Below are 25687 nucleotides of genomic sequence, written 5' to 3'. Positions count from 1 at the left end.
CCTTGGATGCGCCCTCAAGGGGGCTGGGCGCAGGTACCACATGGTCAGCGCCCCGTCACGGGCATGTCGTTCTCCCGTAATGCGCTATTGACAGCGGGCCGCCAACTAGCCAAGTGAAACACCGCTTTTCAGACATTCCCAGGATTCCTGCCGTGGCCAAGTCCGAACTCGGAACCAAACGTATTTGCCCAACCACGGGCAAGAAGTTCTATGACCTCAACAAGAATCCGGTGATCTCGCCCTATACCGGCGAAGTCGTGCCGATCGCCCCGGTCGCGCCCGCGCGCATGCCCCGCGGCGCCGAAGCCCGGCACGCAGCGACGGCCGACACCACGCCGGAGCCGGCAGAGGTCGAGGAGGTCTCGCTCGAGGAGGCCGACGCCGAGGAGAACACCGGCAAGGTCAAGGCCGCCGTGCCCGAATCCGAGGACGATATCGAGGTCGATGAGACCCTCGATGACGACGATGACGATGATTCGACCTTCATTGCCGACGAAGAAGAGGGCGATGAGGACGTGACCGACATCATTGGTGATGTCGGAGGTGATGAAGAGACTTGAGATCAGCCCTGATCTGTGAAAAAGGGTGCACCGCGCGAGTCACCAGGACTCGCCGGTGCGGGTGATCCACCAGGATCCCCGCAAGGACTAAGGGGCCATAGCTCAGCTGGGAGAGCGCTTGCATGGCATGCAAGAGGTCGGCGGTTCGATCCCGCCTGGCTCCACCAGCCTTCGCTCGCTTCGCGAGCTTCGGCTAGGCAAGCCTGGGGAAGTCTCTCGTAGCGAAGTGAGCGAAGGCTGCCCCGCCATAGCCCGAAGGGCGTCGGCGGGCTCAAGCTGATATCCACGCTGCATTGAAGCAACACGCTAAACGTGCCTTGAAGCTGCTATCCTACCCTCCGGGGAGGAAGCAGAATGAAATACGTCTATATCCTCGAAAGTCTCGATTCCGAGCACTTCTATGTCGGCATCACGGATGATTTGCGGGCACGCTTGGCGAAGCACAACGCAGGCGAAGTACCGCACACCTCCAAATTTGGGCCTTGGCGAATTAGGACCTATTTCGCCTTCGACGACGCTGCACGCGCTGTTGCGTTCGAGCGATATCTGAAATCTGGCTCAGGACGCGCTTTCGCAAAGAAGCATTTCTGATCGCCGAACCCCCTACTCCCCGATCACCGCGTTCAGCCGATCCCGCAGCGCGACGATCTCGTCCTTCATCGTGACCAGTTCCGACACCGAGCAGTCCGACGCTGCCAGGATCGACTGTGGCACGCTGCGGGCTTTTTCCTTCAGTGCATGGCCCTGCGCCGTCAGCGCGATCAGGACCTGACGCTCGTCCTCGCTCGAGCGGGTGCGCCTCACGAGATGGGCGGCCTCGAGCCGCTTGAGCAGCGGCGTCAGCGTGCCCGAATCCAGGAACAGCCGCTCGCCGATGTCCTTGACCGGCACGTCGTCGCGCTCCCACAGCACCAGCATGACCAGATATTGCGGATAGGTCAGGCCGAGCCGGTCCAGCAGCGGCTTGTAGACGCGGTTGAAGGCGTGCGCGGCCGAATAGACCGCGAAGCAGATCTGGTTGTCGAGGCGTTGCGGATCGAGGGTCGATAGTTTCCGGGGCATGGAGAATCTCACGGGATTTCCTTCCATTCTGGGGCCGGCGGGCGGCACATTCAATTGCGAACAATTAAATGTGAGCCATGCTAATTTAGATTGCGCACAATCCAATTGTTTGCGATACAGAGCGCACCCCAACCGGAAGACCCGAGGAGACGACAATGTCCGTGAACGTCCTCTACAAGACCAGCGCCAAGGCCACCGGCGGCCGTGATGGCCATGCTGCAACCCTCGACGGCGCGCTCGACGTCAAGCTCACCACGCCGAAGGAGCTCGGCGGCGGCGGCGGCGCCGGCAACAATCCCGAGCAGCTGTTCGCGGCCGGCTATGCCGCCTGCTTCATCGGCGCGATGAAGTTCGTCTCGTCCCAGGGCGGGCCGAAGGTTCCGGCTGATGCCTCCGTCACCTCGACCGTCGGGATCGGCCCGCGCTCCGAGGGCGGCTTCGGTCTCGACATCGATCTCGCCGTCTCGCTGCCGGGCCTCGCCCGCGCGGAAGCCGAGGCGCTGGTCGAGAAGGCGCACCAGGTGTGCCCGTACTCCAATGCCACGCGCGGCAATGTCGACGTTCGCCTGACGGTCGTCTGATCGAAAGTGCGGATTGGCTGGCCCGGGATCCCCCTCGGGCCGGCCGCTTCCGCTGATCTGCCAATCCTGATTTGCCATGCCGCGGCATGCGGCCGGCAGTGCATACGCCCCTACGCAACAGGCCATTGCTGGCTTGTACGAACCTCGCTAGGCCTGTGACCAAATATCGACACAGGGGAAGCGAAGGCATGAGCTCTGAAGCCGCCAGTTCTGAAGCCGCATTGGGCGCAATGAGCGGATTGCGCGTCATCGATCTCACGCGCGTGCTCGGCGGTCCCTACTGCACCCAGATCCTCGCCGACCACGGCGCCGACGTGATCAAGGTCGAGCCGCCCGCGGGCGACGAGGTGCGTGAATGGGGCCCTCCCTTCCACGAGGAGGACGCGGCCTATTTCGTCGGCATCAACCGCAACAAGCGCTCGATCGGCCTCGACCTCGCTTCCGAAGGCGGCCGCATCGTGCTGCTCAAGATGCTGGAGACGGCGGACGTCCTGATCGAGAATTTCAAGCCGGGCACGCTGGAGAAATGGGGCATCGGCAACGACGTCCTCAGCAAGAAATTCCCGCGCCTCGTGCATTGCCGGATCTGCGGCTTCGGCGCCGACGGTCCGCGCGGCGGCAATCCCGGCTATGACGCCATCATCCAGGCCATGACCGGCATGATCGCCGCGACCGGCTCGCCCGAGAGCGGACCGATGCGGATCGGCGTGCCCCTGGTCGACATCACGACGGGGCTTTACGCGGCGATCGGCATCCTGATGGCGCTGTCGGAGCGGCAGCGCTCGGGCAAGGGGCAGTTCCTGGAGACGACGCTGTACGAGACCGGCCTTGCCATCATGCATCCGCACACTGCGAATTATTTCATGCATGGCAAGCCGCCGAGCCTCACCGGCAACGAGCATCCCAACCTCGTGCCCTACGCGATCTTCCCGACCAAGACCGACAACATCTTTATCGGCGTCGGCAATGACGGCACCTTCCGCAAGCTCGCCAAGGAGATCGGCAAGCCCGAGCTCGGCACCGATCCGCGCTTTGCCCGCAACAAGGACCGCATCGCCAACCGCGAGGCGCTGCGCGCCGAGCTTGCGGCCGTGTTCAGCCAGCACGAGGCCGAGCCGCTCTGCAATCGCCTGCTCGCCGCGGGCCTGCCCGCCGGGCCCGTGCAGAAGATCGACCAGGCGTTGACCAACCCGCACACGATCGCGCGCGGCGATATTATCGAGAAGGACTGGTACAAGGGCGTGGCCTCGCCGATCCGGCTCGACCGCAGCAAGCCGAGCCTGCGCCGGCTGCCGCCGAAATTCAGCCAGCACGCCGGTGAAGTGCTGGGCGAGTTCGGCTACTCCAAGGCCGAGATCGACGCGATGGTCGAGAAGGGCACCGTCTGCGGCCCCGAGCGCAAGCGCTAGAGGCCACCGCCTCCGTCCAACGAATGATGCCGCAGTGCGGCGCGGGCACGATAGTGCACCGCGAACCAATGCGGCTGCCCGCGCCGTCTTCGCCTATTTGCCGGCTTCCCTTTTCCAGCGCTTGCCGCTTTCGTTTCGGCCGCTTACACAGTCATGTGAACGTCATATGGCGCTGCTAGCGCAAGCGCTTCTTTTGACGGCCAAGGGAGGTTTACTTGATGGCTCTTCGACACTTTGGGGCGGCTGCCGCATTTGCACTCACGGTTGGCATGACCGCGTCGCCGGCGCTGGCCGTGACGGAAATCCAGTGGTGGCACGCGATGACCGGCGCCAACAACGACGTCATCGTCAAGCTCGCCAACGACTTCAACGCGTCGCAGAGCGACTTCAAGGTCGTTCCGACCTACAAGGGCAATTACGCCGACACCATGAACGCGGGCATCGCGGCGTTTCGTGCCGGCAACGCACCGCACATCATGCAGGTGTTCGAGGTCGGCACCGCCACCATGATGGCTGCGACCGGCGCGGTGAAGCCCGTCTACAAGCTGATGGCCGACGCCGGCGAGAAGTTCGATCCCAAGATCTACCTGCCCGCCATCACCGGCTACTACTCGACCTCGAAGGGCGAGATGCTGTCGTTCCCCTTCAACTCGTCGTCGACCGTGATGTGGGTCAATCTGGACGAGCTGAAGAAGGCCAATGTCGCGATCCCGAAAACCTGGCCCGAGACGTTCGAGGCCGCCAAGAAGCTGAAGGCTGCCGGTCATGACACCTGCGGCTTCTCCGGCTCGTGGGTCACCTGGGTCAATCTCGAGCAGCTCTCCGCCTGGCACAACGTCCCGCTCGCCAGCAAGGCCAACGGCCTCGACGGCTTCGACACCAAGCTCGAGTTCAACGGGCCGCTCCAGGTCAAGCATCTCGAAAACCTGGTCGAGCTCCAGAAGACCAAGGTCTACGACTATGCCGGCCGGACCAACACCGGCGAAGGCCGCTTCACCTCGGGCGAATGCCCGATCTACCTGACCTCGTCGGCCTTCTTCGGCAACGTCAAGGCCCAGGCCAAGTTCAACTTCACCGCGGTGCCGATGCCGTATTATCCGGAGGCAAAGGGCGCACCGCAGAACTCGATCATCGGCGGCGCTTCGCTCTGGGTCATGGGCGGCAAGCCGGCCGACGAATACAAGGGTGTCGCAAAATTCCTGACCTTCCTCTCCGACACCGATCGCCAGGTCTACATCCACAAGGCCTCGGGCTATCTGCCGATCACCAAGGCGGCCTATGAGAAGGCCAAGGCCGAGGGCTTCTACAAGGACCAGCCTTATCTCGAGACCCCGCTGCTCGAGCTGACCAACAAGGAGCCGACCGAGAATTCGCGCGGTCTGCGCCTCGGCAACATGGTTCAGCTGCGTGACGTCTGGTCGGAAGAGATCGAGCAGGCGCTGGCCGGCAAGAAGACCGCCAAGCAGGCGCTGGATGCCGCCGTCGAGCGCGGCAACACCATGCTGCGGCAATTCGAAAAGACCGCCGTCAAGTGAGGCGATGAGCGGCAGGCCGGTCCCCCGACCTGCCGCTTTCGGCGGACACCATGCAAAAGCAAGCCATTTTCCAATCCAGGCTATTGCCTTACGCGCTGGTTGCGCCGCAGCTCGCGATCGTCCTGCTATTCTTCTACTGGCCGGCCCTGCAGGCGGTGATCCAGTCCTTCCTGCTGCAGGACGCCTTCGGCCTTTCGACGAGCTTCGTCTGGTTCGATAACTATCTCGACCTGTTCAGGGAGCCCGCCTATTTCGAGGCGATCCTCCGCACCTTCTTCTTCTCGTTCGCCATCGCGGTCTCGTCGTTGTCCTTTGCGCTGCTGCTCGCCGTCATGGCGGACAAGCCACTGCGCGGCTCGATGCTCTACCGCACGCTCTTGATCTGGCCCTATGCGGTGGCGCCGCCGGTCGTCGGCGTGCTCTGGATCTTCATGCTGCATCCCTCGCTGGGCATCATCGCGCGCTACCTGCGCGCGATCGGGATCGACTGGAATCCGTTGCTCGACGGCGACCAGGCGGCAACCCTGATCATCCTCGCCGCCGCCTGGAAGCAGATCTCCTACAATTTCCTGTTCTTCCTCGCCGGCCTGCAGAGCATCCCGCGAAGCGTGCTCGAAGCTGCCGCGATCGACGGTGCCCGTCCGATGCGCCGGTTCTGGACCGTGACTTTCCCGCTGCTGTCGCCGACCATCTTCTTCCTGCTGGTCGTCAACATCGTCTACGCCTTCTTCGACACGTTCGGCATCATCGACACCATGACCCGCGGCGGTCCCGGCAAGTCGACCGAGACGCTGGTCTACAAGGTCTATTCCGACGGCCTGCTCGGCGGCAATCTCGGCAGCTCCGCGGCGCAATCGGTGATCCTGATGGTCATGGTCATCGTGCTGACGGGAATCCAGTTCCGCTTCGTCGAACGCAAGGTGACCTACTGATGGTCGAGGAAGAGGGCTTTCGGCGCTACGTCGCGCACATCATTCTCTGGATCGGAATCGCGATCGTCGCCTTCCCGGTCTACATCGCATTCATCGCCTCGACCCAGGACAATGCGCTGATCGCGAACGGGCAGATGTCGCTGCTGCCGGGCGGCCATTTCTTCGAGACCTATTATCAAACCATCTTCGTCGGCACGAGCGGCTCGACCCGCGAGCCGGTCGGCAACATGATGCTGAACTCGCTGGTGATGGCGCTGCTGATCGCGGTCGGCAAGATCGCGATCTCGATCATCTCGGCCTATGCGATCGTGTATTTCCGCTTTCCGTTCCGGATGGCGATCTTCTGGATCATCTTCATCACCCTGATGCTGCCGGTCGAGGTCCGCATCTATCCGACCTACAAGATCGTCGCCGATCTGCACATGCTCGACAGCTATGCGGGCCTGGCGCTGCCGCTGATCGCCTCGGCCACCGCGACGCTGCTGTTCCGCCAGTTCTTCATGACGGTGCCGGACGAATTGCTCGAGGCCTCGCGCATCGACGGCGCAGGTCCCTTGCGCTTCTTCTGGGATACGCTGCTGCCGCTGTCGCGCACCAACATGGCGGCGCTGTTCGTGATCCTGTTCATCCTCGGCTGGAATCAATATCTCTGGCCGCTGCTCATCACCACCCGCGACGACATGCAGACCATCCAGGTCGGCATCCGCAAGATGATCACCACCACCGACGCGCTGACCGAATGGCCGATCGTGATGGCGACCGCCGTGCTGGCCATGCTGCCACCGGTGTTCGTCGTCGTCGTCATGCAGAAACTGTTCGTGCGCGGCCTGGTCGAGACCGAGAAGTGAGGGGGCGAGTAGTGAGTAGCGAATGGCGAGTGGATGATTCATTGAGCGCCTCCGCTTGCCCGCCTTCCCTATTCGCCACTCCCCATTCGCTATTCGCTGGAAAAACCCATGGCTAACGTCACCCTACGCAACGTCCGCAAGACCTATCTCGGCGGCTTCGAGGCCATCAAGGGCGTCAACGTCGATGTCGGCGACGGACAGTTCTGCGTGCTGGTCGGCCCCTCCGGCTGCGGCAAGTCGACATTGCTGCGCATGGTCGCGGGGCTCGAGACCGTCACCGGCGGCGAGATCGGTATCGGCGGACGCGTGGTCAACCAGGTCGAGCCCGCCGATCGCGACATCGCAATGGTGTTCCAGAACTACGCGCTCTATCCGCATATGAGCGTCTTCAACAACATGGCCTACGGCCTGCGCAACCGCGGCATGAAGGAGGCCGAGATCAAGTCCCGCGTCGACGAAGCCGCACGCGTGCTCGAGCTCACGCCGATGCTGGAGCGCAAGCCGCGCCAGCTCTCCGGCGGCCAGCGCCAGCGCGTCGCCATGGGCCGCGCCATCGTGCGGCAGCCGAAGGTGTTTCTGTTCGACGAGCCGCTGTCGAACCTCGATGCGAAACTCCGTATTGCGATGCGCGTCGAGATCCGCAAATTGCAGCGCCGGCTCAACACGACGTCGATCTACGTCACCCACGACCAGCTCGAAGCCATGACGCTCGCCGACATTCTCGTCGTGATGAACGGCGGCCAGGTCGAGCAGGTCGGCAATCCCCTGGCGATCTACGAGAAGCCGGCGACCACCTTCGTCGCCTCCTTCATCGGGGCACCGCCGATGAATTTGATGTCGACGCGCCCGGAAGAGATCAGATCGCAGCTCGGTGGCAGTGCCTCTGACGCCGGCATTCTCGGCATCCGCCCGGAAGATTTCGTCATCACCGACCAGACCCCGGCCGGCGGCGTCGCTTTGCCGCTGACCGTGGAAGCGATCGAGCGCGTCGGCGCCGAGACCTTCGTCTACGGCTCGCGCGAGCAGGAAGAGCAGCGTGTCGCCGCCACGCCGGGCGAGCTGCCGCCCGGCGAGATCATCGTCCGCATTCCCGGAACCGAGGCCCCCGCCATCGGCGCGAAAATCCGGGTCGCGGCGGTGCGGACGAAGCTGCATTTGTTCAGCGGCGACGGCCGGACGCGGCTGGAGGCCTGATCCGTTCCGAGGGCCGGGCCGATTCAAAATCGCGAAAACAACCCCATGCACAGTAGAAGGGGGCTTGTTTTCGTTGGGATAAATCGCCAGCCGATTTCGTCATGCCCGGGCTTGTCCCGGGCATCCACGTTCTCTGCGCCGCAAGTAAGATCGTGGATGGCCGGGACGAGCCCGGCCATGATGGCAGGACATGGCCAATCCACAGCTCCCCGGCTAGCTGCTTGAACCGACACGGGGATATGCCCATATTGTTGGTCAAGGGGCGCCTCTCAGGGCCCTGATGCACCAAAGTCGCTTTCTGCGAGGACTTTGTAAACTATGTCTCGTGTTCCCACGTTATCCAGTCCGTTCCTTCTGGGCTTCGACGAGATTGAGCGCGTGCTCGATCGCGTCGTCAAAGGCGCCGACGGCTACCCTCCCTACAATATCGAGAGGTGTGGCGGCGCGGACGGCCAGCCCGAGCGCTTACGTATCACGCTGGCGGTCGCCGGATTTACGCGCGACCAACTCGATGTAACCATTGAGGAAAACCAGCTCGTGATCCGCGGGCGGCAGCAGGACGACAAGACCCGGCAATACATCCATCGCGGCATCGCCGCGCGCCACTTCCAGCGCACCTTCGTGCTGGCGGAGGGGATGCTAGTGCTGGGTGCGGATCTGAAGAACGGGTTGTTGTCGATCGATCTGGCCCGGCCTGAACCGGAGAGGATCGTTAAGACAATCGCTATCAATGAGCACGAATAATGGAACGAGTAGCGGACTCGACCGCTTAGTGTTCCAGAGGAGTCGAGACCATGAGTGAAGGTCACGTTGCGTTCGAATACGAAGCCAAGAACGTCTCCCCGGAGACGCTGGCAACCCTTGGCGAAGGCCATATCGCCTATGTGAAGCAGATCCGCTCCGAGGACGTGCCGGGCCTGTTTCCCGAAGCGCCGAAAATCGCGCCGGGCTTGAAGCTCTTCGCGCTCCACGCCGCCGACGGCACGCCGATCATGCTGACCGACAGCCGCGAAGCCGCGATCGCCAACGCCTGGAGCAACGAGCTGCAAGCCGTCAGCGTGCACTGAGCGCACGTCGACGAATGGAGTTTCCAGCGGGCATGCCTTCTTGCGAAGGTATGCCCGCTTTCATTTTGACGCGATGACGCTCCTCGCAATGACTGCGTGAGGCCGCAGTGGGCTCAACTCTCGAATCCCGAACGCGCGCTTCAACGCACCGCCGGGATCAGCGCCCGCAGGATGTCCGGCTTCCAGGTTTGACGCGCGCTGTCGAAGGCCGCGAAATCATGGTCGAACTGCCAGTAGGCCCATGCCCAGCCAAGCCGATCCGCAGTTCGCGCCACGAACGACAGATATCGCGTCCGGGCGTCTGGCGGAGCGCGCTCGTACACGCCGAACTCGCCGAGATAGATCGGGCGCTTTTCCTTTTCGGACCAGCTACGAATCTTTTCGAAGTCGGCGAGAGCCTTCTGTTCGTCCTCCGGACTGCCCCAATCGAGTGGCCCGAGCCGCGAAAACGTTGGGGACCACGGCGCACCCTGATGCGTGAAGCGTATCGGCGCGTAATAGTGAAACGTGACGATGAGGTTTCTGTCACCTGATGGCAGGGCCAGTTCCTCGACCGGCATGTCATCGACGTTGAGAACGGCAGCAATGACGGTCCGTCCGGGGTTGCTGGTGCGGATGATGCCGAGACACTCGTTCAGAAGGGCGTTCCAGCTGGTCGACGTCATCTGCCCGCCCGGCTCATTGAGGACCTCGAAGACAAGCTTCGGATATCTTCCGGCATAGCGCTCGGCGATTTGCGCCCAGAATGCCTTCAGCTTCTCGGCGCATCCGGACACGTCGCGCTGGCAAGTATCCGTATCGTGCTCGTCGAGAATGGGAATGAGCTTCCGGGCGAGCACTTCTTCGATCACGGCATCAAGCCGCCTCAAGACGATTTCATCCAGCAGATTCCCTTCGCCCATGAACTTGAAGCCGAAGAAATTGATCCGAACGTGCGAGAAGCCGGCGTTTCTGATCGCCGTGAGGTTGTCCAGACGAAATGGCGCGTTCCGGCCTCCTTCCCAGATGCCGTCATAGCCGAGGATGTTGATGCCGCGCCCCAACTCTCCTGGGGCGCGCCCCTGCTTGGCTGCGTCGGCCTGAGAGCAGATCGCGAGCATGGCTATCGCCAAGGTGAGACGGAAGGTCACCGACCAGCGGGCGCAGATGGTATTCATGCTGCCTTCTCCATCATGGCAGCAGGGATTGCTGCGGCACCGGCCTGCACACCGCGAAGAAGAACGCGACGAGAAGCACCGACGTGAACATCGTCGAGCGGAGGAACATCGTCTCTGTGAAATTCGATTGAAAGCTCAAGACGACAAATCCGATGATGAGAGCGCAATGGGAACGATTGATCGACCGGGTGGCGATCAAGTACAGGACCTTTTCCGAAAACAGATAGACGCTCGCGACGAACAGGAAATATCCCAGAAATCCCGTCTCAATCGCCACCGCGATGTAACCGCTATGATAATTGTCGAGCACCCAGCCATGATTCTGGTTGAAATAGTCGTAAATCGACGGGCGCGTCCAGAATCCGTTGATGCCAAAGCCCAGCAGGGGCGCGTCGTTGAAATGGCTGATGGCGTACTGCCAAATGAAAGTCCGCTCGGTCAAGTCGATGGTCGATTCACCGCCGAGATGAAAGGAATCGTACCCCGTCAGATAGAAATACAGGAATAGCAGGGCGGCCAGGATGCACATGATGAATGGCAGCACCGCATAGACTTTCATGCAGCGGATCGACCACATCGAGGTCAGGAGCAGTCCACAAGCGGCAACAGCGACGGCACCGGCACCACGGGATTCCGAGGCGATAACGCACGTCAATGCCAGGAGAAACGTCACGAGAAAAGCGATCCATCCCTGCCCGGTCATCTTCTGATAGCAGGCAAAGAACATCAGATATGCGCTGATGAAGCCGAGCGTCTGCTTCGATTCGTAGATTCCTTGCCACTGGCCGTTGTGCATCCAGCTCTGGTCGACGCCGATCTCGGGCAAGAAGACGGCACACAAGGCCGAGGCGGCGACCAGAATGAAGAACCCGAGGGCCGTCGATCCGACGATCTCGTCGATGTCGATACGCGTAACGAGGCAGTACGCACCGAAGGTCGTCACCACGAGTGCCGCGCTCTTCATGATCGCCGCAACGGCGAGACTGGTCCAGAGAACGGAAATGGCAGCGAGGGAATAGAATGCCACCAGCGCGATGAGATCGGGATTGAGCTGCACGCGTACGCGTGGACGTACGAAAGCACTGGCGTAGATCAGGATGATCCACATCACGAGCGCAACGGCCTGTTGCAGATTGCTCCACTCAGCGGGAAGCAGCGCGGGTTGGAAGACCCCCATCGACGCGACCACGTTGACGGTGATCGAACCGCGGATCACGCTTCTGGCAAGCTTCTCCACGCCGACGCTGCGCGCTTTCCAGATCGCGCTTTCGTATGTCTCGGAATCCGAAGCGATTTGTAGGCTGGCCCTGAGCTGACCTTCCTGAAGCACGGCTGATGTTCCCTTACCGCGCGTCGCGACCGCCTTCGCGCGGTCGACATTCCCGGGGCTTGCGCCGCGAGCGGGCCTCAATTGGCCCGGACGTCAATTCGCGCAAAAGCGCAGCCTGAACCCAACGATATCGATGATTGGCGGCTCGTCGCCGGCTCCAACGCCAGCACCGAATGGATCGCCTGGACGACTTGCGAGGCGGGTAGCTTTTGGACGATACGCCGGGCATCCGCCGGCCGAGGCCCGGTTCCCCGGGCCGTTCTCCCCCCGCCGCGCCAATGCGCAACGACGCATTTCCATTCCAAATCACGTCCGCTCAGTCCACAGCTTTGAACGACTGTTAGCGGATTTTGGCGCCGCCCAATGTGCCGTGCGTCTCAAGCGGGAAAATTTTCGGAGCGTCTACCTGGAGAACCCTGAGACAGGGCGCGACGCCGACAATGCCGGGCGATCCAGGAGGCCAGAGTCGATCCGGCCTTTGGCGGCGACGTTACGCCGCGGTGGCCGGCGGCAGTGCCAGCACAGAGTAAATCGCCTGGGCATCGCGCGAGGCGCGCAGCTTCTTGGCGATGTCCTGGTCGCGCAACAGGCGGGCGATGCGGGCGAGCGCCTTGAGGTGATCGGCGCCGGCACCTTCGGGGGCGAGCAGCAGGAAGACGAGATCGACCGGCTGGCCGTCCATCGCCTCGAAATCGATCGGGCGGTCGAGACGTGCGAACAGGCCGAAAATCTTTTCGAGCTTGGGCAGCTTGCCGTGCGGAATGGCGACGCCATAGCCGACCGCGGTGGTGCCGAGCTTCTCTCGCTGCAGCAGCACCTCGAACACGGAGCGCTCGTTCTGCCCGGTCAGCTCGGCGGCCTTGGCCGCGAGCTCCTGCAGGGCCTGCTTCTTGCTGTTGACCTTCAATGCCGGGAGAATCGCCTCGGGTGCGACCAGATCGGTAATCGGCATGGAGGGTTTCCGAGGTGAATTAAACCGTCAGGTTCCGAATTGGCCGGCTTGGAGAGAAACCACGCCGGGCCGGCGTCAAGAAGGTCAAGCAGGAGGAGGACTTAGCCCAAATCCCGTTAAGTCCTGATGTGGGGCGCTTCTACTCCAACGCAATCCCGGTGCCAACTCCCGCGTGCGGCTTTGCCCCGGTCATTGTTAAGGCCTGCGGATGGTACGGGGCCGGGCTTTTGCCCTAACCCCCGGCCCTGCTGTTCCCCTTGCCATCCGCGCCGGCATCCGTTTTGGCTCCGGGCGGGTCTATCCAGCCCACATTGCCGTCGGCCCGGCGGTAAATGATGTTCACCCGGCCGCTGGAGCCGTGCTGAAAGACCAGGCAGGGAGCCCCGCTCAGGTCGAGTTCCATGACGGCTTCGCTGACCGACAGCGGCTTCAGCGAGGTGGTGGCCTCGGCGATGATGACGGGGCTGTAGCCGGTGACCTCGTCCTCGCCCTCCGGCGCCTCGAGCACGTAGCTGGTGGCATCGAGCGCAGCCATCGCTTCGGAGGCGACATGGGCCTTGCGGGCGGAGCGGTCCTTGAGCCGGTTCTTGTAGCGGCGCAGCCGCTTCTCGATCATCAGCAGCGCCTGGTCGGCGCTGGCATAGGCATCCGGCGCGTTCGAATCGGCCTCCAGCGTGATTCCGGAATCGAGGTGCAGCGCGCAATCGGTGCGGAAGCCGAAGCCGTCCTTGCTGAGCGTGATGTGGCCGGAATAATTGCCGTCGAAATATTTGCGCAGCACCTCGTCGGTGCGGTCGGAAACGCGGCCGCGCAGGGCGTCGCCGACGCTGATGCTCTTTCCCGAGATTCTGAGAGTCATGTGATGCCTCGCTTGGTTCACGTGCTCGCGGTGCGATGACACGTCATCGCACCTCTGGAATATTGCCTGCGCATGATCTCCCCGCAAACGCCTTTGGCGCTTGTCGGGAAGCAAAACCGCTGGACACTTTTCGGGATCATGCGCGTGCTTGGATCCGTCTCGACGGGGGGTCGAGAGTAGCGCGATTTCGCGCCAGCGCAATCAGGCCGGTTCGGTGTTGCGGGAACGATCGGACAAGGCGGTAGAGAGGACGTTACCAAGAGCGCTCTGCTTGTCGCGGCGACGTTGCACCGAGGAAGGAATGCGCATGGCTTCGCGGTACTTCGCGACCGTGCGGCGGGCAATATCAATGCCCGAGGCGCGCAAGCGTTCCACGATGGTGTCGTCCGACAGGATCGCCGCGGGCTCCTCCGAATCGATCAGCTGCTTGATGTGGTGGCGCACGGCTTCGGCGGAATGCGCCTCGCCGCCGTCGGCCGAGGCGATCGACGCCGTGAAGAAATATTTCAGCTCGAACGTGCCGCGATTGGTCGCCATGTATTTGTTGGCGGTGACGCGCGACACCGTGGATTCATGCATCTGGATGGCGTCGGCGACGGCCTTCAGATTGAGCGGCCGCAAATGCGCCACGCCGTGGGTGAAGAAGCCGTCCTGCTGGCGCACGATCTCGGTTGCAACTTTCAGGATGGTGCGGGCGCGCTGGTCGAGCGCACGCACCAGCCAGGTCGCGTTTTGCAGCGCGTCGGTGAAATAGGACTTGTCGCCGTCCTTGCCGATCTTCTTCGACAGCTCGGAATAATAGGTCTGGTTGACCAGCACGCGCGGCAAGGTGTCGCTGTTGAGCTCGACATGCCAGCCGCCGTCGGGACCCGGGCGGACATAGACGTCGGGCACCATGGTCTGCAGACGCGCCGAGCCGAACTTCATGCCGGGCTTGGGATTGAGGCGGCGGATCTCGCCGATCATGTCGGCGATGTCCTCGTCGTCGACGCCGCAGATCTTGCGCAGGGCCACGATGTCGCGCTTGGCCAGGAGATCGAGATGCTCGACCAGAGCCTGCATCGCGGGGTCGTAGCGGTCGAGCTCGCGGAGCTGGATCGCCAGGCATTCGCTCAAATTGCGCGCACAGACCCCGGGCGGATCGAACTTTTGCAGCACGGCAAGGACGCCCTCGACGTCGGCTTGCGTCGCGCCAAGGCGCTCGGCGGCCTGGCCGAGATCGCCCGGCAGATAGCCGGCTTCGTCGACGAGGTCGATCAAATACTGGCCGATCATGCGCTGGGCAGGTGCGGTGAAGGCCACCGAGAGCTGCTCGGCGAGATGGTCTGAGAGCGTCAACTCGGCCGCGACAAAGGCCTCGAGATTGTAGTCCTCGTCGCCAGAGGCGCCGCCGCCCCATTCCGTATAGGTGGTCGGCGCGGCGTCCTGGGCGTTGCGCGCCGCGGCCTCGGCCGGTTCCTCGGAGAAGACGTTGTCGAGGCCCGTGTCCAGGGTCTGCTCGATCTCGGCGCGGGTGCCGAGATCCTTGCTCATCCATTCCTCTTGGCCCGGCTCGAACGCCTCGGCGCTGCCGCCAAAACCGTCGTCGCCCTGGCCGCCGGACTCCTCGCCATCGCTGTACTGGCCGGCCTCGGCCGGGCCCTCGCCCGCGGGGGCCTCGTCATTGGCCCGTTCCAGCAGGGGGTTACGCTCGAGCTCTTCTTCCACGAAGGTCGTGAGATCGAGATTGGACAATTGCAGCAGCTTGATCGCCTGCATCAACTGCGGCGTCATGACCAGCGACTGCGATTGCCGGAACTCTAATCTCTGCGTGAGCGCCATGAAGCAAGAACCGTTCCCAAAAATTGGTCCGATTTTTGCTTATCTTAGTCCGAGCCCGATGTACACGCCTTGACGAACGCAAAAACGGGCTAGAGGCGGAATTCCTCGCCAAGGTAAAGGCGGCGCACGTCCGGATCGGCGACGATCTCATCCGGGCTCCCCTCGGTCAAGATTTCGCCGGCATAGACGATGTAGGCGCGGTCGGTGAGGCCGAGCGTCTCGCGGACATTGTGGTCGGTGATGAGGACGCCGATGCCGCGATTGGTGAGATGGCGGACGAGGTCCTGGATGTCGCCGACCGCGATCGGATCGATGCCGGCGAAGGGCTCGTCGAGCAGCATGTAATTCGGCCGCGTCGCCAGCGCGCGCGCGATCTCGACGCGGCGCCGCTCGCCGCCTGATAGCGCGATCGACGGCGATTTGCGCAGCCGCGTGATGTTGAATTCGTCGAGCAGCGAATCGAGCTGCTGCTCGCGCTTCTTGCGCGAGGGCTCCACCACTTCGAGCACGGCGCGGATGTTCTGCTCGACGGTAAGGCCGCGGAAGATCGAGGCTTCCTGCGGCAGATAGCCGATGCCGAGCCGCGCGCGCTGATACATCGGGAGCTTGGTGACGTCGTGGCCGTCGAGCTCGATGGCGCCGCGGTCGGCCTTGATCAGGCCGGTGATCATGTAGAACACGGTGGTCTTGCCGGCGCCGTTCGGACCGAGCAGGCCGACGGCTTCGCCGCGGCGCACATAGATGCTGACGCCGCGCACCACTTGGCGGCTGCCGAACGCCTTTTCCACGCTATGCACAGCCAGGAAGCCGGGCCGCTTCAGGAGCTGCGGCCCACCGCCGTTCGGCTTGGCGGCGGCCCTGACGGGGTGAACAGCCGGCTGACGCGGCGCCTCGGCTTGATAGTCGCCTTGATAGTCGCCCGGGAACTGATCAGGCGCATGGATCGCCTGGTCGCGGGCCATCGGCGCGTCCCGGATCGGGCTGGTCACAAGCCCGCCGACGCCGTCACCGAGCGCGGTGATGTCCTGACGCGCAAATCCTGGCCGGCCGCGCTTGGCGGGGCGCCGACGGAACATGCTGAAGAGATCGACCATCCCCGCCTTCTAAGCCTTTCGCGACGATCCTGCGCGAATTCGCGCGATCTGCCGCACCGGCCATTCGACTAGCCGATGCAGCATGAGTGAAGGGATGTCTCATGCCCAGTGAAACACGCCCGAAAAGCGGCGGACCCCGCTTCGAAAGCCCTGCGCGCTAGATACAGTCTCACCGGCCAAGCTTCAACCTCGGTTCGGGAGCATCCGGACCAAGCCATTGAATTTATTTCGGTTTAGTTGCACCGGGCAATTGCAAAGGCGGCGCCCCGCCGGGCTTGCCCGAACCGCAATCATTGCCGCCGCCCTGCGGCAGCAGGGCCTGAACCCGGCCGTTGTCGGATTCCACCCGCGACACGCCCGTCGTCATGTCGACCATCAAACGGTCGCCGCGCAGCACGTTCTTGCACTGCGTCAGGACGACCTGGCCGCCGCCGCCCAGCATGGTGATGAGATTGGTCCTGGTGTCGAACACGGCGGTCTCGCCGGTCACCACCTGGTCCTTCTGGGTGACCACGACGTTGCCGCGCGCCTCCAGCCGTTTGATCGAGGAACTGCCGCCGGGGCCCGGCTGCGCGGACTGCATCGGCGCGCCCTTGGTCGCCTTGGCCGCAGGCTGCGGCGTGGCGGGCTTGTCGCCGCCCGATTCGTAGAACACCACCAGCGTCTTCGAGGTCATGGTGGTGTCGCCCTGGATGACCTTCACATTGCCGGCGAAGGTCGCCTCCTTCTTCTTGTCGCGCATCTCGAGCGAGGCAGCCTCGATTTGAATCGGCTGATCGCGGTTCTGCGAAAAACCCTGCATCGCGTTGGGCACGCCCTGCATCGTGCTCTGCGCAAATGCGGCGCCAATTGCAGCAAGCACGACAGTGGCGGCGAGCGCAGCTGCACTGAAGATGGCATTGCGCGTGTGGTTGCGCGGAAAAGGCCTGATCATGAAATCACTTTGAATTGGCGGATTTGTTCTTTGACTTGGCCGGCGCCGGCGCGGGCTCGGCCGGCGCAGGCTGCGCGGCGGCGGGGTCATCCAGCTTGTCCAGATGCATCACCACATTGCCCTCGAAGCGGATGACGTCGCCGCCTTCCGTGATGCGCAGCTTGTCCGCGGACAGCGTGCCGTTGGTCAGCTTGACGTCGACACGCTCGTCCGAGGAAACCGTGCCCTTGCCCATGTCGACGAAGGCCGAGTTCAGCCGCGCCTCGTAGCCGGTCGAGGTGCGCAGGAAGATGTCCTTGTGCAGATCGAGCTGCTGCTGCTTGTTGTCGAAGCGACCGGTGCGGGCATCGAGGAACAGGGTCGATTGATCCTCCATCAGCACCTTCGCGCGCAGGTCGGAGAGATCGACATGATCGGGATCGGTGATGTCCTGCGTCGCGGTCTTGGCCCAGAGCTCGTAGGGCCGCTGGTCCGGCGTGTAGCCCGCCAGATGCGGCGATTCCATCGTGATCTTGGTGCCCGACACCACCAGGTTTCCGGAATCGAGCGGCAGCTTCGGCATCAGCATGCGGAACGGATTGAAGACCGAGACGCCGACGATGGCGGCCATCGACAACAGCACTGCAGCCGGCACCGCGAGGCGCAGAATCCGCACCAGACGGCTGTGGCGCGCCGCGCTGGCAAACTTCGCCGCAAGCGCGGCGTCGTAGGTGGGATTGTGGGCCGAATTCACCTGAGCTCCTGAGGTGCCGCTCGCCAGGCCGGGTTGCAGGCCGCTCCATTGTACCCGTCAGCGCCGCAATATGCAGCCTTGTACATATCAGCCTTGGACATATCAGGCTCGGACAGGCCGCACGAAAGTGTCCGAAACGGGGCGCAGCCCGAAGTCTAACCGGCGGTCGAGGGCTCAGGAATGCGCGAAAATGTCCTCCTCCGCCCAGCCCTGGAGGTCGAGCAGGGCGCGGGTCGGCAGGAAGTCGAAACAGGCTTTGGCCAGCGCGGTGCGGCCCTCCCGCACCAGCATGGCATCTAACCGTTCGCGCAAGGCATGCAGGTGCAGCACGTCGGAGGCGGCATAGGCGAGTTGCGGCTCGGTCAGGCTGTCGGAACCCCAATCGCTGGATTGCTGCTGCTTGGAGAGATCGACATTAAGCACCTCGCGCACGAGGTCTTTCAAGCCGTGGCGATCGGTGTAGGTGCGGGTCAGGCGCGAGGCAATCTTGGTGCAATAAATCGGGCCGGTCATGACGCCGAAGGTCTGGTACAGCACCGCGACGTCGAACCGCGCGAAGTGGAAGATCTTGGTGATGGCGGGATTGGCCAGCAGCGCCTTCAGGTTCGGCGCGTCGGTGTGACCCTTGGGGATCTGCACCACGTCGGCGCTGCCGTCACCCGGCGAAAGCTGCACCACGCAGAGCCGGTCGCGGTGCGGGTTCAGCCCCATGGTCTCGGTGTCGATCGCCACCGCTCCGGTGTAGCGGGACAGGTCGGGCAGGTCGCCGCGATGCAGGCGTACGGTCATGGCGCTTCAAAACCTCGGGTCTAATCGGTGCGTCGGCACTATAGCGAATTCGGATTGCCCGCGATGTAGCCATTGCCGGCGGGCCGCGCAAGCACGGGCTTCGCTCAGATCGCCGCCAGCATGATGCAGATCATCGCCGCAACCGCAACGCGGCTGGGGCCGTCGCGGAAAGCGTACAGAATCGGGTCGTCCGGCATCTCACGGCGATGCGCCATCATCAGGGCGCGGCCGAACCAGTAGAGCAGCAGCGGATTGAGCAGCCACAGCATCCAGGGACGGCTGTAAAGCGGCGTCACCGCGGTCGAGGAGACGTAGAGCGAGAACACGGTCACCGCGTTCATCGCGCTCGCCGCCGCCATCGCGGCGATGATTTGCAGATCGGTGACGCGATAATCGCGGTTGGAAGGATCGGAAAGGCCGGCGCTCTCGCGCATGCTGAGTTCGCTGAAGCGCTTGATCAGCGCCAGCGAGGTGAACACGAACAGCGAGAAGATCAGCAGCCATTCCGACAGCACCACGCCGACGCCGACCGCGCCGGCGACGATGCGAAGCGTGTAGAGACCGGCGAGCGTGACGATGTCGACCAGCATTTTGCGCTTGAGCGCGAGCGAATAGGCAATGGTGGTGACAAGATAAGCACCGAGCACGCCGAGAAACAAAGGCGAGATGCAGAGGCCGGCTACGACCGCGAACAGCCACAACGCAGGGATCGCTGATAGCGCGGACGACATCGGCAGATCTCCGGCCGCCAGCGCGCGATGGCGCTTGGTCGGATGCTGCCGGTCCGCTGCGAGATCCAGCAGATCATTCATCAGATAGGCACCCGACGCACAGGCCGAGAACGCCAGGAACGCCAGCAGCGCGGAGCCGAAGCTGGCAAAATTCAGCTGATGCGCGGTGATGACAGGCACGAACACCAGCGTGTTCTTGGCGTATTGATAGACGCGTAGCGCCTTGGCCCAGGTCTTGAGGCTGGTCTTGAGGCGGACGTTGCGGCTGCCGCGGTTTTCGATGCGCTCGATGGCGCCGCGGTCGAACGGCAGGCTTTCGCCTGCAGCCAGATCAGCCGGCGCAACGACGCCGTCAAAGCCGAGATGCGCGGCAATGCCGGCAGCGTGGCGGGCGAAGCGGCCGGCCACCAGATAGATCTTCGCGCCCCGCGCCCGCGCCGCGAGCGCCCGGTTCAACACGTCGGAATCATAGGGCAGATGGGCGTAGTCGATCTCGGCGCGCGCCAGGATATCGGTGAGCGCCGCCATGCCCGGGCGTCCGCCAGCGCCGAAGCGGGCGAGCATGCGGCCGGGGCTGGAGAACAGCGCCTCCATCAGCAGCTCGGACCGCAGCAGGCCGCCTTCGAGATCGATGACGAGCGTCCGCGTGGCCGCCGCCGTGACCAACGGCTCGGGCACGCCAGGATCATACTGCCGGGCAGGCTGCTCCATCCGAATACGCTCTGACTTGCCGCAAACTGACCGGCATCCGGCCGGGGAGCAGGGAAATGGACGGTCAGGACACTAGGGGAGCATTCGCTAAGAGCGGCTTAATCGGGGTTGCCGGGAGCCGCGAGAACACGGCTGTTGCATGGAACCCACAACGGCGCGCGAACTGCCCGTTTCGGCGGAGCCTGTGGCGCGCGGCCCGTGGAAATCGTGCGGGCCCACCCCATCTGCCAGTTTCCCTCCCCGCGACCCATGAATCGAGATCCATGACCGAACAGACGCTCGCCGCGCCGATCGACGACCCATCAGAACGCCAACGCGGCTTCTCGCGCTACCAGGCGCTTCTGATCGCGCTGCTCGCGTTCACGCAGTTCACGATCATCCTCGACTTCATCATCATGTCGCCGCTCGGCGCCATCCTGATGCCCGCGCTCGACATCACGGCCGGGCAGTTCGGCGTCGCGGTGTCGGCCTACGCATTCAGCGCGGGCATTTCGGGGGTGCTGGCCGCCGGCTTTGCCGATCGTTTCGACCGCAAGCGCCTGCTGCTGTTCTTCTATGTCGGCTTCACGCTCGGCACCATGCTGTGCGCCGCCGCGCAGAATTATCACGTGCTGCTGCTCGGCCGGATCGTGACTGGATTGTTCGGCGGCGTGATCGGCTCGGTGGTGCTCGCCATCATCACCGATCTATTCCCGCTGCACCTGCGCGGCCGCGTGATGGGCTTCGTCCAGACCGCGTTCGCCGCGAGCCAGGTGCTGGGCATTCCGGCCGGCCTGTTTCTCGCCAATCACTGGAATTGGCACGTCTGCTTCATTGCGATCGTGATCGTGTCGATCGCGGCGATCGCCATCATCGCCTTCGCCATGGAGCCGGTCGACGCGCATCTGAAGCGGAAGCAGGACAGAAACCCGTTCCACCATCTGGTCGCGACGATCGGACAGCCGCGCTATACACTGGCCTTCGCCGTCACGACGCTGCTGGCGACCGGCGGCTACATGCTGATGCCGTTCTCCAGCGCCTTCACCGTGCACAATCTCGGCATCGACATCACGCATCTGCCGACGATCTATCTCGTCTCCGGCCTGTTCAGCATCGTCACGGGGCCGCTGGTCGGCAGGGCGAGCGATGCGTTCGGCAAATACCCGACCTTCGTGTTCGGCAGCGTGGTGTCCGTTATCATGGTGCTGATCTACACCCATCTCGGCCACGTCGCGCTGACAACCGCGATCCTCGTCAACGTGCTGATGTTCGTCGGCATCTTCTCGCGCATGATCCCGTCGCAGGCGCTGATGTCGGCAATCCCCGATCCCGACCAGCGCGGCTCGTTCAGCGCGATCAGCGCCTCGCTGCAACAGCTTTCCGGCGGCCTCGGCTCAGTGCTCGCCGCCAGCATCATCACGGAAGGGGCGGATGGCTCGCTGATCCATTTCGACCGGATCGGCTACGTCGTCGTCGCAACCTCGATCGTCTCGCTGGTCGCGATGTATTTCGTGCAGAAGGCGGTGGCGGAAAAGGCGGGGAAGCGGGTGGTGTAAGGGAAAACGGGACGAACTGGCGTACCAGGGGACCGTCGCGACGGCGATGCAGCAATCGCCGCCCCGCTATCTTCGCGGATCGGGAGCCGTCTTAATTTGCGTCCGAATTCCGCAAAATGGTGCCCAGGAAAGGATAAGGCTTCTCCGCCTCTGGGCCATTGAATTTGCTATCTTTTTCGACCGCCTTGTCGCGCGCTGTGTACCAGCGCTGTGTCCAATCCTCAAGAGGGCGACCGAGCTTGACCCAAATCAACGCCGATCACCTAACCCATCTCACGGTCTTCGCCATGAAGCGACCCGAGGACCAGCGTGATCGCGTTCAGCCGGAGCGGACGCCCGAACCGTCGCGCTTGGATGAAGCAAGGCGGATCATTGAAGAGTACATAAACGACCTGCGCGAGACCATCAAACGGCTTCGACAGCGCCTCCATTAGGAGCACCTCCGTCTGCCACAAGCTGCACAGGCATTCGAGCGGCGGGAGCTGAGGATGCGACCAGCGAGTTACCGACGTGCGGTCTGCTGACCGGCTAGGGACCCTAGCGAGCCTCGCGGAGGCGTGCCAGCGGCGCTTTCTGGGCCAACGGGATAGCAGCGAAATAGGTTGCTGTTTAGGGAGAAGAACGCGTCTCGCTGCGAGCAATTCGGTGAGCCCCATCCCCATCAGAAGAGCGTTCTGCCGCCCTCAATCACCACCAATCCACCGCGTTCCCTCAGGCGTCCGTGGCTGATGTTTTCAGCCGTTCAGGACGGGCACCTGTGGGGGCGCTCCAAGCATTCCTGAACATGCGAAACAACAACACACAACAACACGCTCCAATCGACCCGAAGGCCGGTAAGGCTTCGCGGTTCGACATTATCGAGATCGCCGACATCGCCGTGCGCAATGATTGGCAGGTTCGCAGCAAGATCGACCCGACCACAGTCAATCGCTACCGGAACTACTACAAGAACGACGGCACATTGCCGCCTATCGAGATCGCCCTTGTCGATGGGGTCTACCGCCTCATTGATGGCTGGCACCGGCTTGAGGCTTTGCGCCTTCTGGAAAGGACTACCGCAGAGGTCAACATCATCGAGATGTCGATGAACGAGGCTCGGTTAGCTGCAGCGTTAGCCAACACCGCTCACGGTCTGCCGCTCAAGCCCAAGGAGTTGCGCAACGTCTTCAACGCCTACATCGGCACTCGACACCACTACCGGGCAAACGGTCGGCTCAAGTCGTATCGGGAGATGGCGGCCGATCTCAACGGGGCTGTCAGCTACCGCACCTTGAACAGATGGATGGAACGAGATCACCCCAAGATCGCGAAGGAGATGTCGATGCAGCACGGTGGCGAGGACAAGGCCCACTATCGGGACGGGGGTCCACCGAGACCCGACCACCTCACCGCACTTCAGGTGGCCACTACAAACCTCGACAACGCCTTCGCAGAGGCCCGTGGCATGCCCTCAGAAGATCGCCGATCACTCCTCGACTACGCGCAGCGGCTACTCAGGCGGCTTGAGACGCTTCCCCAACCCGAACCGTAGCGGTCTTGTCTCCAACGGGGATGCGCAGCACCAAGCCCACCGCCTTATCGGTCAGATCGGCGGGGACGCGCTTTCGGAGATAATGAACAGAGGAGCCGTCGCGGCGGATAGGAGAGGCCATTCGCAGAAGCAAGTGTACCGTCTCTGTGTACCAGTTGAGACGGTCGATCACCCTTCAGTATCAGGGACTTCAGCGAAATCAACTACATCGCGCAGCGATGGTGCCCAGGAAAGGACTCGAACCTTCACGGCCGTTAAGCCACTGGCACCTGAAGCCAGCGCGTCTACCAATTCCACCACCTGGGCATGCCGTTTGGGGCACGGAGGCGGTTACTACGGTTCGGTGACGCCGTTGTCAATTCATGCGTGACCCGGGTTTGGGGATGCCGATTGCGCATCGCAAACCGGCCCGATACAAGCCTGACAAGACGCACTCTTTTCCGCAGGAACGGCTCCCATGGCATCGAATCTGGACACGCTCGTCACGGTTTTCGGCGGATCGGGGTTTTTGGGCCGGAATGTCGTCCGCGCGCTGTGCAAGCGCGATTACCGGGTTCGGGTCGCCGTGCGGCGGCCGGAACTCGCCGGATACCTCCAGCCCTCCGGCAAGGTCGGGCAGGTCCACACCGTGCAGGCCAATTTGCGCTATCCGGCCTCGGTCGAGGCGGCGCTGCGTGATTCGCACGTCGTCATCAACCTCGTGGGCGTCCTGACCGAGAGCGGCGCGCAGACCTTTGACGCGGTCCAAGCCAAGGGCGCCGAAACCGTCGCCAAGGCGGCGGCCGCGGCCGGCGCCAGCCTGGTGCATGTCTCGGCGATCGGGGCCGATGCCGAGTCGCCCTCGCGATATGCCAAGGCCAAGGCGGCCGGCGAAGCCGCGGTGTCAGCTGCGGTGCCCTCGGCGACGATCTTCCGCCCCTCCCTGATGTTCGGCCCCGAGGACCAGTTCACCAACCGTTTTGCCGCGCTGGCCCGGATGTCGCCGGTGCTGCCGCTGATCGGCGGCGAGACCAGGATGCAGCCGGTCTATGTCGGCGACGTCGCCACCGCGATCGCGGACGCCGTCGACGGCAAGGCCAAAACGGGCGCGACCTACGAGCTCGGCGGGCCGGAAGTGCTGACCATGCGCGAGATCATCGAGGCCATCCTCGAGATCACCGCGCGCAAGCCGGCGCTGATCCCGCTGCCGTTCGGCCTCGCCCGCTTCCAGGCGAATTTCCTGCAATTCGCGCCGGGCGCCTTCAAGCTGACGCCGGACCAAGTCACGATGCTTGAGCGTGACAATGTCGTGTCGGATGCGGCGAAGGCCGCCGGGCTCACGCTGGAAGGGCTCGGCATAACAGGCGATTCGCTGGAGGCGATCGCCCCCCAATATCTCTGGCGCTTCCGCGCCGCCGGTCAGTTCCAGCGTATGAGCGTGTGAGGTGGGTGTCACCTCTCCCGCTTGCGGGAGAGGTCGATCGCGAAGCGATCGGGTGAGGGCTTTCTCCTCTTGGGGATTCTCGCTCGCGGAGAGACCCCCTCCCCAGCCCTCCCCCGCAAGCGGGAGAGGGAGTGCACCGCTGGCGCGGCGACACTTCAAAACTTCAGCTTCTTGAATACCGCTTCCGGCAGCGTCTTGATGATCAGCATCACGAGGCGCCATTTGCCGCTGACATAGACGACATCGGTCTTGTTCTCGACCGCCCGGAGAATGGCTTCGCCGACCACCGGCGCTTCGACGGTGAGCGGGCCGATCAGCTTCATGCCATCAGTCATCTTGGTGCGGACGAAGCCGGGCTTGACGGTGACGACATGCACGCCGCCACGGCTGGCGCGGGCGCGCAGGCCGGAGAGGAAAGCGGAGAAGCCGGCCTTGGCCGAGCCATAGACATAGTTCGAGGCCCGGCCGCGATCGCCGGCCACGGACGACACGCCGACAAGCGTGCCGGTGCCGCGGCCTAAGAATTTTTCGGCGAACAGGCCGAGGATCAGCGCGGGCCCTTCGTAATTCGAGCGCATGATCGCGGTGGCGTGGGCGAGGTCGCTCTCGGCATTCTCCTGCATACCGAGGAGGCCGACGATCGAGATGACGACATCGGGCAATGCCGGCAGGCCGCTCACAAAGCCCTCGAATGCGGCGGTGTCGAGCACATCGAATTTGTAGAGACCGACGTCGATCGCGTAGCGCGCGCGCAGATCGGCCGCGTCAGGCTCCAGCGCGGCGAGGTCGCGGCCTGCGAGGCCGACATCGTAGCCAGCTTTAGCGAAGGCACGCGCGGCGGCGCGGCCGATGTCGGAGGAGCCGCCGAGCACCAAGACAGATTTGCGTGACGTCACGGC

General features: G+C 63.4%; 26 protein-coding genes and 2 tRNA genes. 15 read left to right on the top strand and 13 right to left on the bottom strand.

From position 1 onward, the window contains the following. Positions 1-152: 152 nt before the first annotated feature. The 3 genes from RAD04_RS14465 to RAD04_RS14455 all read left to right on the top strand — a co-directional run bounded on the left by RAD04_RS14465 (position 153) and on the right by RAD04_RS14455 (position 1151). A complete protein-coding gene (locus tag RAD04_RS14465; RefSeq protein ID WP_091962334.1) occupies positions 153-560 on the top strand; it encodes a TIGR02300 family protein in 408 nt (135 codons plus the stop codon). A 91-nt stretch (positions 561-651) separates the two neighbouring features. Then, positions 652-727: transfer RNA gene (locus RAD04_RS14460), tRNA-Ala, on the top strand. A gap of 187 nt (positions 728-914) precedes the next feature. Continuing rightward, a complete protein-coding gene (locus RAD04_RS14455; RefSeq protein WP_018323434.1) occupies positions 915-1151 on the top strand; it encodes a GIY-YIG nuclease family protein in 237 nt (78 codons plus the stop codon). A gap of 12 nt (positions 1152-1163) precedes the next feature. Here the strand turns inward: RAD04_RS14455 and RAD04_RS14450 are convergent, their stop codons facing one another. Next, entirely contained in the window at positions 1164-1622 is a 459-nt protein-coding gene (locus RAD04_RS14450) for a MarR family winged helix-turn-helix transcriptional regulator (RefSeq protein WP_201760150.1), read from the bottom strand. A 155-nt stretch (positions 1623-1777) separates the two neighbouring features. Between RAD04_RS14450 and RAD04_RS14445 the strand changes: the two genes are divergently transcribed. The 8 genes from RAD04_RS14445 (at position 1778) to RAD04_RS14410 (ending at position 9188) form a co-directional block, all read left to right on the top strand. Continuing rightward, the gene (locus RAD04_RS14445) at positions 1778-2203 is read left to right on the top strand and encodes an organic hydroperoxide resistance protein (protein WP_018323436.1); all 426 of its coding nucleotides are present in this window, start codon (positions 1778-1780) and stop codon (positions 2201-2203) included. Positions 2204-2391: 188 nt separating this feature from the next. Continuing rightward, positions 2392-3612: a CaiB/BaiF CoA transferase family protein gene (locus RAD04_RS14440; RefSeq protein ID WP_461624303.1), complete on the top strand. Its 1221-nt coding sequence runs from the start codon at positions 2392-2394 to the stop codon at positions 3610-3612. Between the two features lie 218 nt (positions 3613-3830). Then, positions 3831-5147 (top strand): sn-glycerol-3-phosphate ABC transporter substrate-binding protein UgpB, encoded by a 1317-nt coding sequence (gene ugpB, locus RAD04_RS14435; protein ID WP_091962346.1) that lies wholly within the window; start codon positions 3831-3833, stop codon positions 5145-5147. A gap of 50 nt (positions 5148-5197) precedes the next feature. Continuing rightward, on the top strand, positions 5198-6079 hold the full coding sequence (ugpA, locus tag RAD04_RS14430) for a sn-glycerol-3-phosphate ABC transporter permease UgpA (RefSeq protein ID WP_461616396.1): 882 nt from the start codon (positions 5198-5200) through the stop codon (positions 6077-6079). Next, positions 6079-6927: a sn-glycerol-3-phosphate ABC transporter permease UgpE gene (gene ugpE, locus RAD04_RS14425; protein ID WP_461624302.1), complete on the top strand. Its 849-nt coding sequence runs from the start codon at positions 6079-6081 to the stop codon at positions 6925-6927. The genes ugpA and ugpE overlap by 1 nt, the downstream gene beginning before the upstream one ends. 108 nt (positions 6928-7035) lie before the next feature. After that, the gene (locus RAD04_RS14420) at positions 7036-8121 is read left to right on the top strand and encodes a sn-glycerol-3-phosphate import ATP-binding protein UgpC (RefSeq protein WP_461624301.1); all 1086 of its coding nucleotides are present in this window, start codon (positions 7036-7038) and stop codon (positions 8119-8121) included. 318 nt (positions 8122-8439) lie between these two features. Then, positions 8440-8865: an Hsp20 family protein gene (locus tag RAD04_RS14415; RefSeq protein ID WP_028139463.1), complete on the top strand. Its 426-nt coding sequence runs from the start codon at positions 8440-8442 to the stop codon at positions 8863-8865. A gap of 50 nt (positions 8866-8915) precedes the next feature. Further along, complete coding sequence (locus RAD04_RS14410; RefSeq protein ID WP_007598581.1) at positions 8916-9188, top strand: BQ00720 family protein; 273 nt, start codon at positions 8916-8918, stop codon at positions 9186-9188. Positions 9189-9328: 140 nt separating this feature from the next. On the opposite strand, the gene RAD04_RS14405 is transcribed toward RAD04_RS14410, so the two are convergent. The 10 genes from RAD04_RS14405 to RAD04_RS14360 form a co-directional block, all read right to left on the bottom strand. Continuing rightward, positions 9329-10345, bottom strand: a complete 1017-nt coding sequence (locus RAD04_RS14405; protein ID WP_461624300.1) for a glycoside hydrolase family 5 protein — start codon at positions 10343-10345, stop codon at positions 9329-9331. Positions 10346-10358: 13 nt separating this feature from the next. Beyond that, positions 10359-11675 carry an O-antigen ligase family protein gene (locus tag RAD04_RS14400; protein ID WP_461624299.1) on the bottom strand — a complete coding sequence of 439 codons (1317 nt, stop codon included), beginning with the start codon at positions 11673-11675 and terminating at the stop codon, positions 10359-10361. 490 nt (positions 11676-12165) lie between these two features. Continuing rightward, the gene (ptsN, locus tag RAD04_RS14395; protein ID WP_008141251.1) at positions 12166-12627 is read right to left on the bottom strand and encodes a PTS IIA-like nitrogen regulatory protein PtsN; all 462 of its coding nucleotides are present in this window, start codon (positions 12625-12627) and stop codon (positions 12166-12168) included. Between the two features lie 232 nt (positions 12628-12859). Further along, positions 12860-13486 (bottom strand): ribosome hibernation-promoting factor, HPF/YfiA family, encoded by a 627-nt coding sequence (gene hpf / locus RAD04_RS14390; protein ID WP_461624298.1) that lies wholly within the window; start codon positions 13484-13486, stop codon positions 12860-12862. Between the two features lie 201 nt (positions 13487-13687). Further along, positions 13688-15307, bottom strand: coding sequence for an RNA polymerase factor sigma-54 (rpoN, locus tag RAD04_RS14385; protein ID WP_461624297.1), 1620 nt, complete (start codon positions 15305-15307; stop codon positions 13688-13690). An 89-nt stretch (positions 15308-15396) separates the two neighbouring features. Further along, positions 15397-16401, bottom strand: a complete 1005-nt coding sequence (gene lptB, locus RAD04_RS14380; RefSeq protein WP_354267577.1) for an LPS export ABC transporter ATP-binding protein — start codon at positions 16399-16401, stop codon at positions 15397-15399. 223 nt (positions 16402-16624) lie between these two features. Continuing rightward, entirely contained in the window at positions 16625-17335 is a 711-nt protein-coding gene (locus RAD04_RS14375) for an LptA/OstA family protein (protein WP_461624296.1), read from the bottom strand. Positions 17336-17339: 4 nt separating this feature from the next. Beyond that, on the bottom strand, positions 17340-18068 hold the full coding sequence (gene lptC, locus RAD04_RS14370; protein ID WP_461624295.1) for an LPS export ABC transporter periplasmic protein LptC: 729 nt from the start codon (positions 18066-18068) through the stop codon (positions 17340-17342). Between the two features lie 174 nt (positions 18069-18242). Next, the gene (locus RAD04_RS14365) at positions 18243-18857 is read right to left on the bottom strand and encodes a ribonuclease D (RefSeq protein WP_018323452.1); all 615 of its coding nucleotides are present in this window, start codon (positions 18855-18857) and stop codon (positions 18243-18245) included. Positions 18858-18961: 104 nt separating this feature from the next. Beyond that, on the bottom strand, positions 18962-20266 hold the full coding sequence (locus RAD04_RS14360; RefSeq protein ID WP_461624294.1) for a UbiA family prenyltransferase: 1305 nt from the start codon (positions 20264-20266) through the stop codon (positions 18962-18964). A gap of 296 nt (positions 20267-20562) precedes the next feature. Between RAD04_RS14360 and RAD04_RS14355 the strand changes: the two genes are divergently transcribed. From RAD04_RS14355 to RAD04_RS14345, 3 genes are all read left to right on the top strand, one after another. Further along, the gene (locus RAD04_RS14355; protein ID WP_461624293.1) at positions 20563-21834 is read left to right on the top strand and encodes an MFS transporter; all 1272 of its coding nucleotides are present in this window, start codon (positions 20563-20565) and stop codon (positions 21832-21834) included. Positions 21835-22073: 239 nt separating this feature from the next. Next, a complete protein-coding gene (locus RAD04_RS14350) occupies positions 22074-22268 on the top strand; it encodes a hypothetical protein (RefSeq protein WP_461624292.1) in 195 nt (64 codons plus the stop codon). Positions 22269-22555: 287 nt separating this feature from the next. Next, the gene (locus tag RAD04_RS14345) at positions 22556-23365 is read left to right on the top strand and encodes a hypothetical protein (RefSeq protein ID WP_461624291.1); all 810 of its coding nucleotides are present in this window, start codon (positions 22556-22558) and stop codon (positions 23363-23365) included. Between the two features lie 219 nt (positions 23366-23584). On the opposite strand, the gene RAD04_RS14340 is transcribed toward RAD04_RS14345, so the two are convergent. Further along, positions 23585-23671 (bottom strand) — tRNA-Leu (locus tag RAD04_RS14340). Positions 23672-23822: 151 nt separating this feature from the next. Between RAD04_RS14340 and RAD04_RS14335 the strand changes: the two genes are divergently transcribed. Beyond that, the gene (locus RAD04_RS14335; RefSeq protein WP_461624290.1) at positions 23823-24788 is read left to right on the top strand and encodes a complex I NDUFA9 subunit family protein; all 966 of its coding nucleotides are present in this window, start codon (positions 23823-23825) and stop codon (positions 24786-24788) included. A gap of 155 nt (positions 24789-24943) precedes the next feature. Here the strand turns inward: RAD04_RS14335 and RAD04_RS14330 are convergent, their stop codons facing one another. Then, positions 24944-25684 carry an SDR family oxidoreductase gene (locus RAD04_RS14330; RefSeq protein WP_461624289.1) on the bottom strand — a complete coding sequence of 247 codons (741 nt, stop codon included), beginning with the start codon at positions 25682-25684 and terminating at the stop codon, positions 24944-24946. Between the last annotated feature and the right edge of the window lie 3 nt (positions 25685-25687).

This window comes from Bradyrhizobium sp. 25ACV, assembly GCF_054863005.1.
This window is presented reverse-complemented; position numbering and strand designations above follow the sequence as displayed.

Bases quoted from the DNA above. Each gene is read 5' to 3' on its own strand.
- RAD04_RS14455 (WP_018323434.1), top strand. From the start codon at position 915: ATGAAATACGTCTATATCCTCGAAAGTCTCGATTCCGAGCACTTCTAT.
- RAD04_RS14450 (WP_201760150.1), bottom strand. From the start codon at position 1,622: ATGCCCCGGAAACTATCGACCCTCGATCCGCAACGCCTCGACAACCAG.
- RAD04_RS14445 (WP_018323436.1), top strand. From the start codon at position 1,778: ATGTCCGTGAACGTCCTCTACAAGACCAGCGCCAAGGCCACCGGCGGC.
- RAD04_RS14440 (WP_461624303.1), top strand. From the start codon at position 2,392: ATGAGCTCTGAAGCCGCCAGTTCTGAAGCCGCATTGGGCGCAATGAGC.
- ugpB (WP_091962346.1), top strand. From the start codon at position 3,831: ATGGCTCTTCGACACTTTGGGGCGGCTGCCGCATTTGCACTCACGGTT.
- ugpA (WP_461616396.1), top strand. From the start codon at position 5,198: ATGCAAAAGCAAGCCATTTTCCAATCCAGGCTATTGCCTTACGCGCTG.
- ugpE (WP_461624302.1), top strand. From the start codon at position 6,079: ATGGTCGAGGAAGAGGGCTTTCGGCGCTACGTCGCGCACATCATTCTC.
- RAD04_RS14420 (WP_461624301.1), top strand. From the start codon at position 7,036: ATGGCTAACGTCACCCTACGCAACGTCCGCAAGACCTATCTCGGCGGC.
- RAD04_RS14415 (WP_028139463.1), top strand. From the start codon at position 8,440: ATGTCTCGTGTTCCCACGTTATCCAGTCCGTTCCTTCTGGGCTTCGAC.
- RAD04_RS14410 (WP_007598581.1), top strand. From the start codon at position 8,916: ATGAGTGAAGGTCACGTTGCGTTCGAATACGAAGCCAAGAACGTCTCC.
- RAD04_RS14405 (WP_461624300.1), bottom strand. From the start codon at position 10,345: ATGAATACCATCTGCGCCCGCTGGTCGGTGACCTTCCGTCTCACCTTG.
- ptsN (WP_008141251.1), bottom strand. From the start codon at position 12,627: ATGCCGATTACCGATCTGGTCGCACCCGAGGCGATTCTCCCGGCATTG.
- hpf (WP_461624298.1), bottom strand. From the start codon at position 13,486: ATGACTCTCAGAATCTCGGGAAAGAGCATCAGCGTCGGCGACGCCCTG.
- rpoN (WP_461624297.1), bottom strand. From the start codon at position 15,307: ATGGCGCTCACGCAGAGATTAGAGTTCCGGCAATCGCAGTCGCTGGTC.
- lptB (WP_354267577.1), bottom strand. From the start codon at position 16,401: ATGGTCGATCTCTTCAGCATGTTCCGTCGGCGCCCCGCCAAGCGCGGC.
- RAD04_RS14375 (WP_461624296.1), bottom strand. From the start codon at position 17,335: ATGATCAGGCCTTTTCCGCGCAACCACACGCGCAATGCCATCTTCAGT.
- RAD04_RS14365 (WP_018323452.1), bottom strand. From the start codon at position 18,857: ATGACCGTACGCCTGCATCGCGGCGACCTGCCCGACCTGTCCCGCTAC.
- RAD04_RS14355 (WP_461624293.1), top strand. From the start codon at position 20,563: ATGACCGAACAGACGCTCGCCGCGCCGATCGACGACCCATCAGAACGC.
- RAD04_RS14335 (WP_461624290.1), top strand. From the start codon at position 23,823: ATGGCATCGAATCTGGACACGCTCGTCACGGTTTTCGGCGGATCGGGG.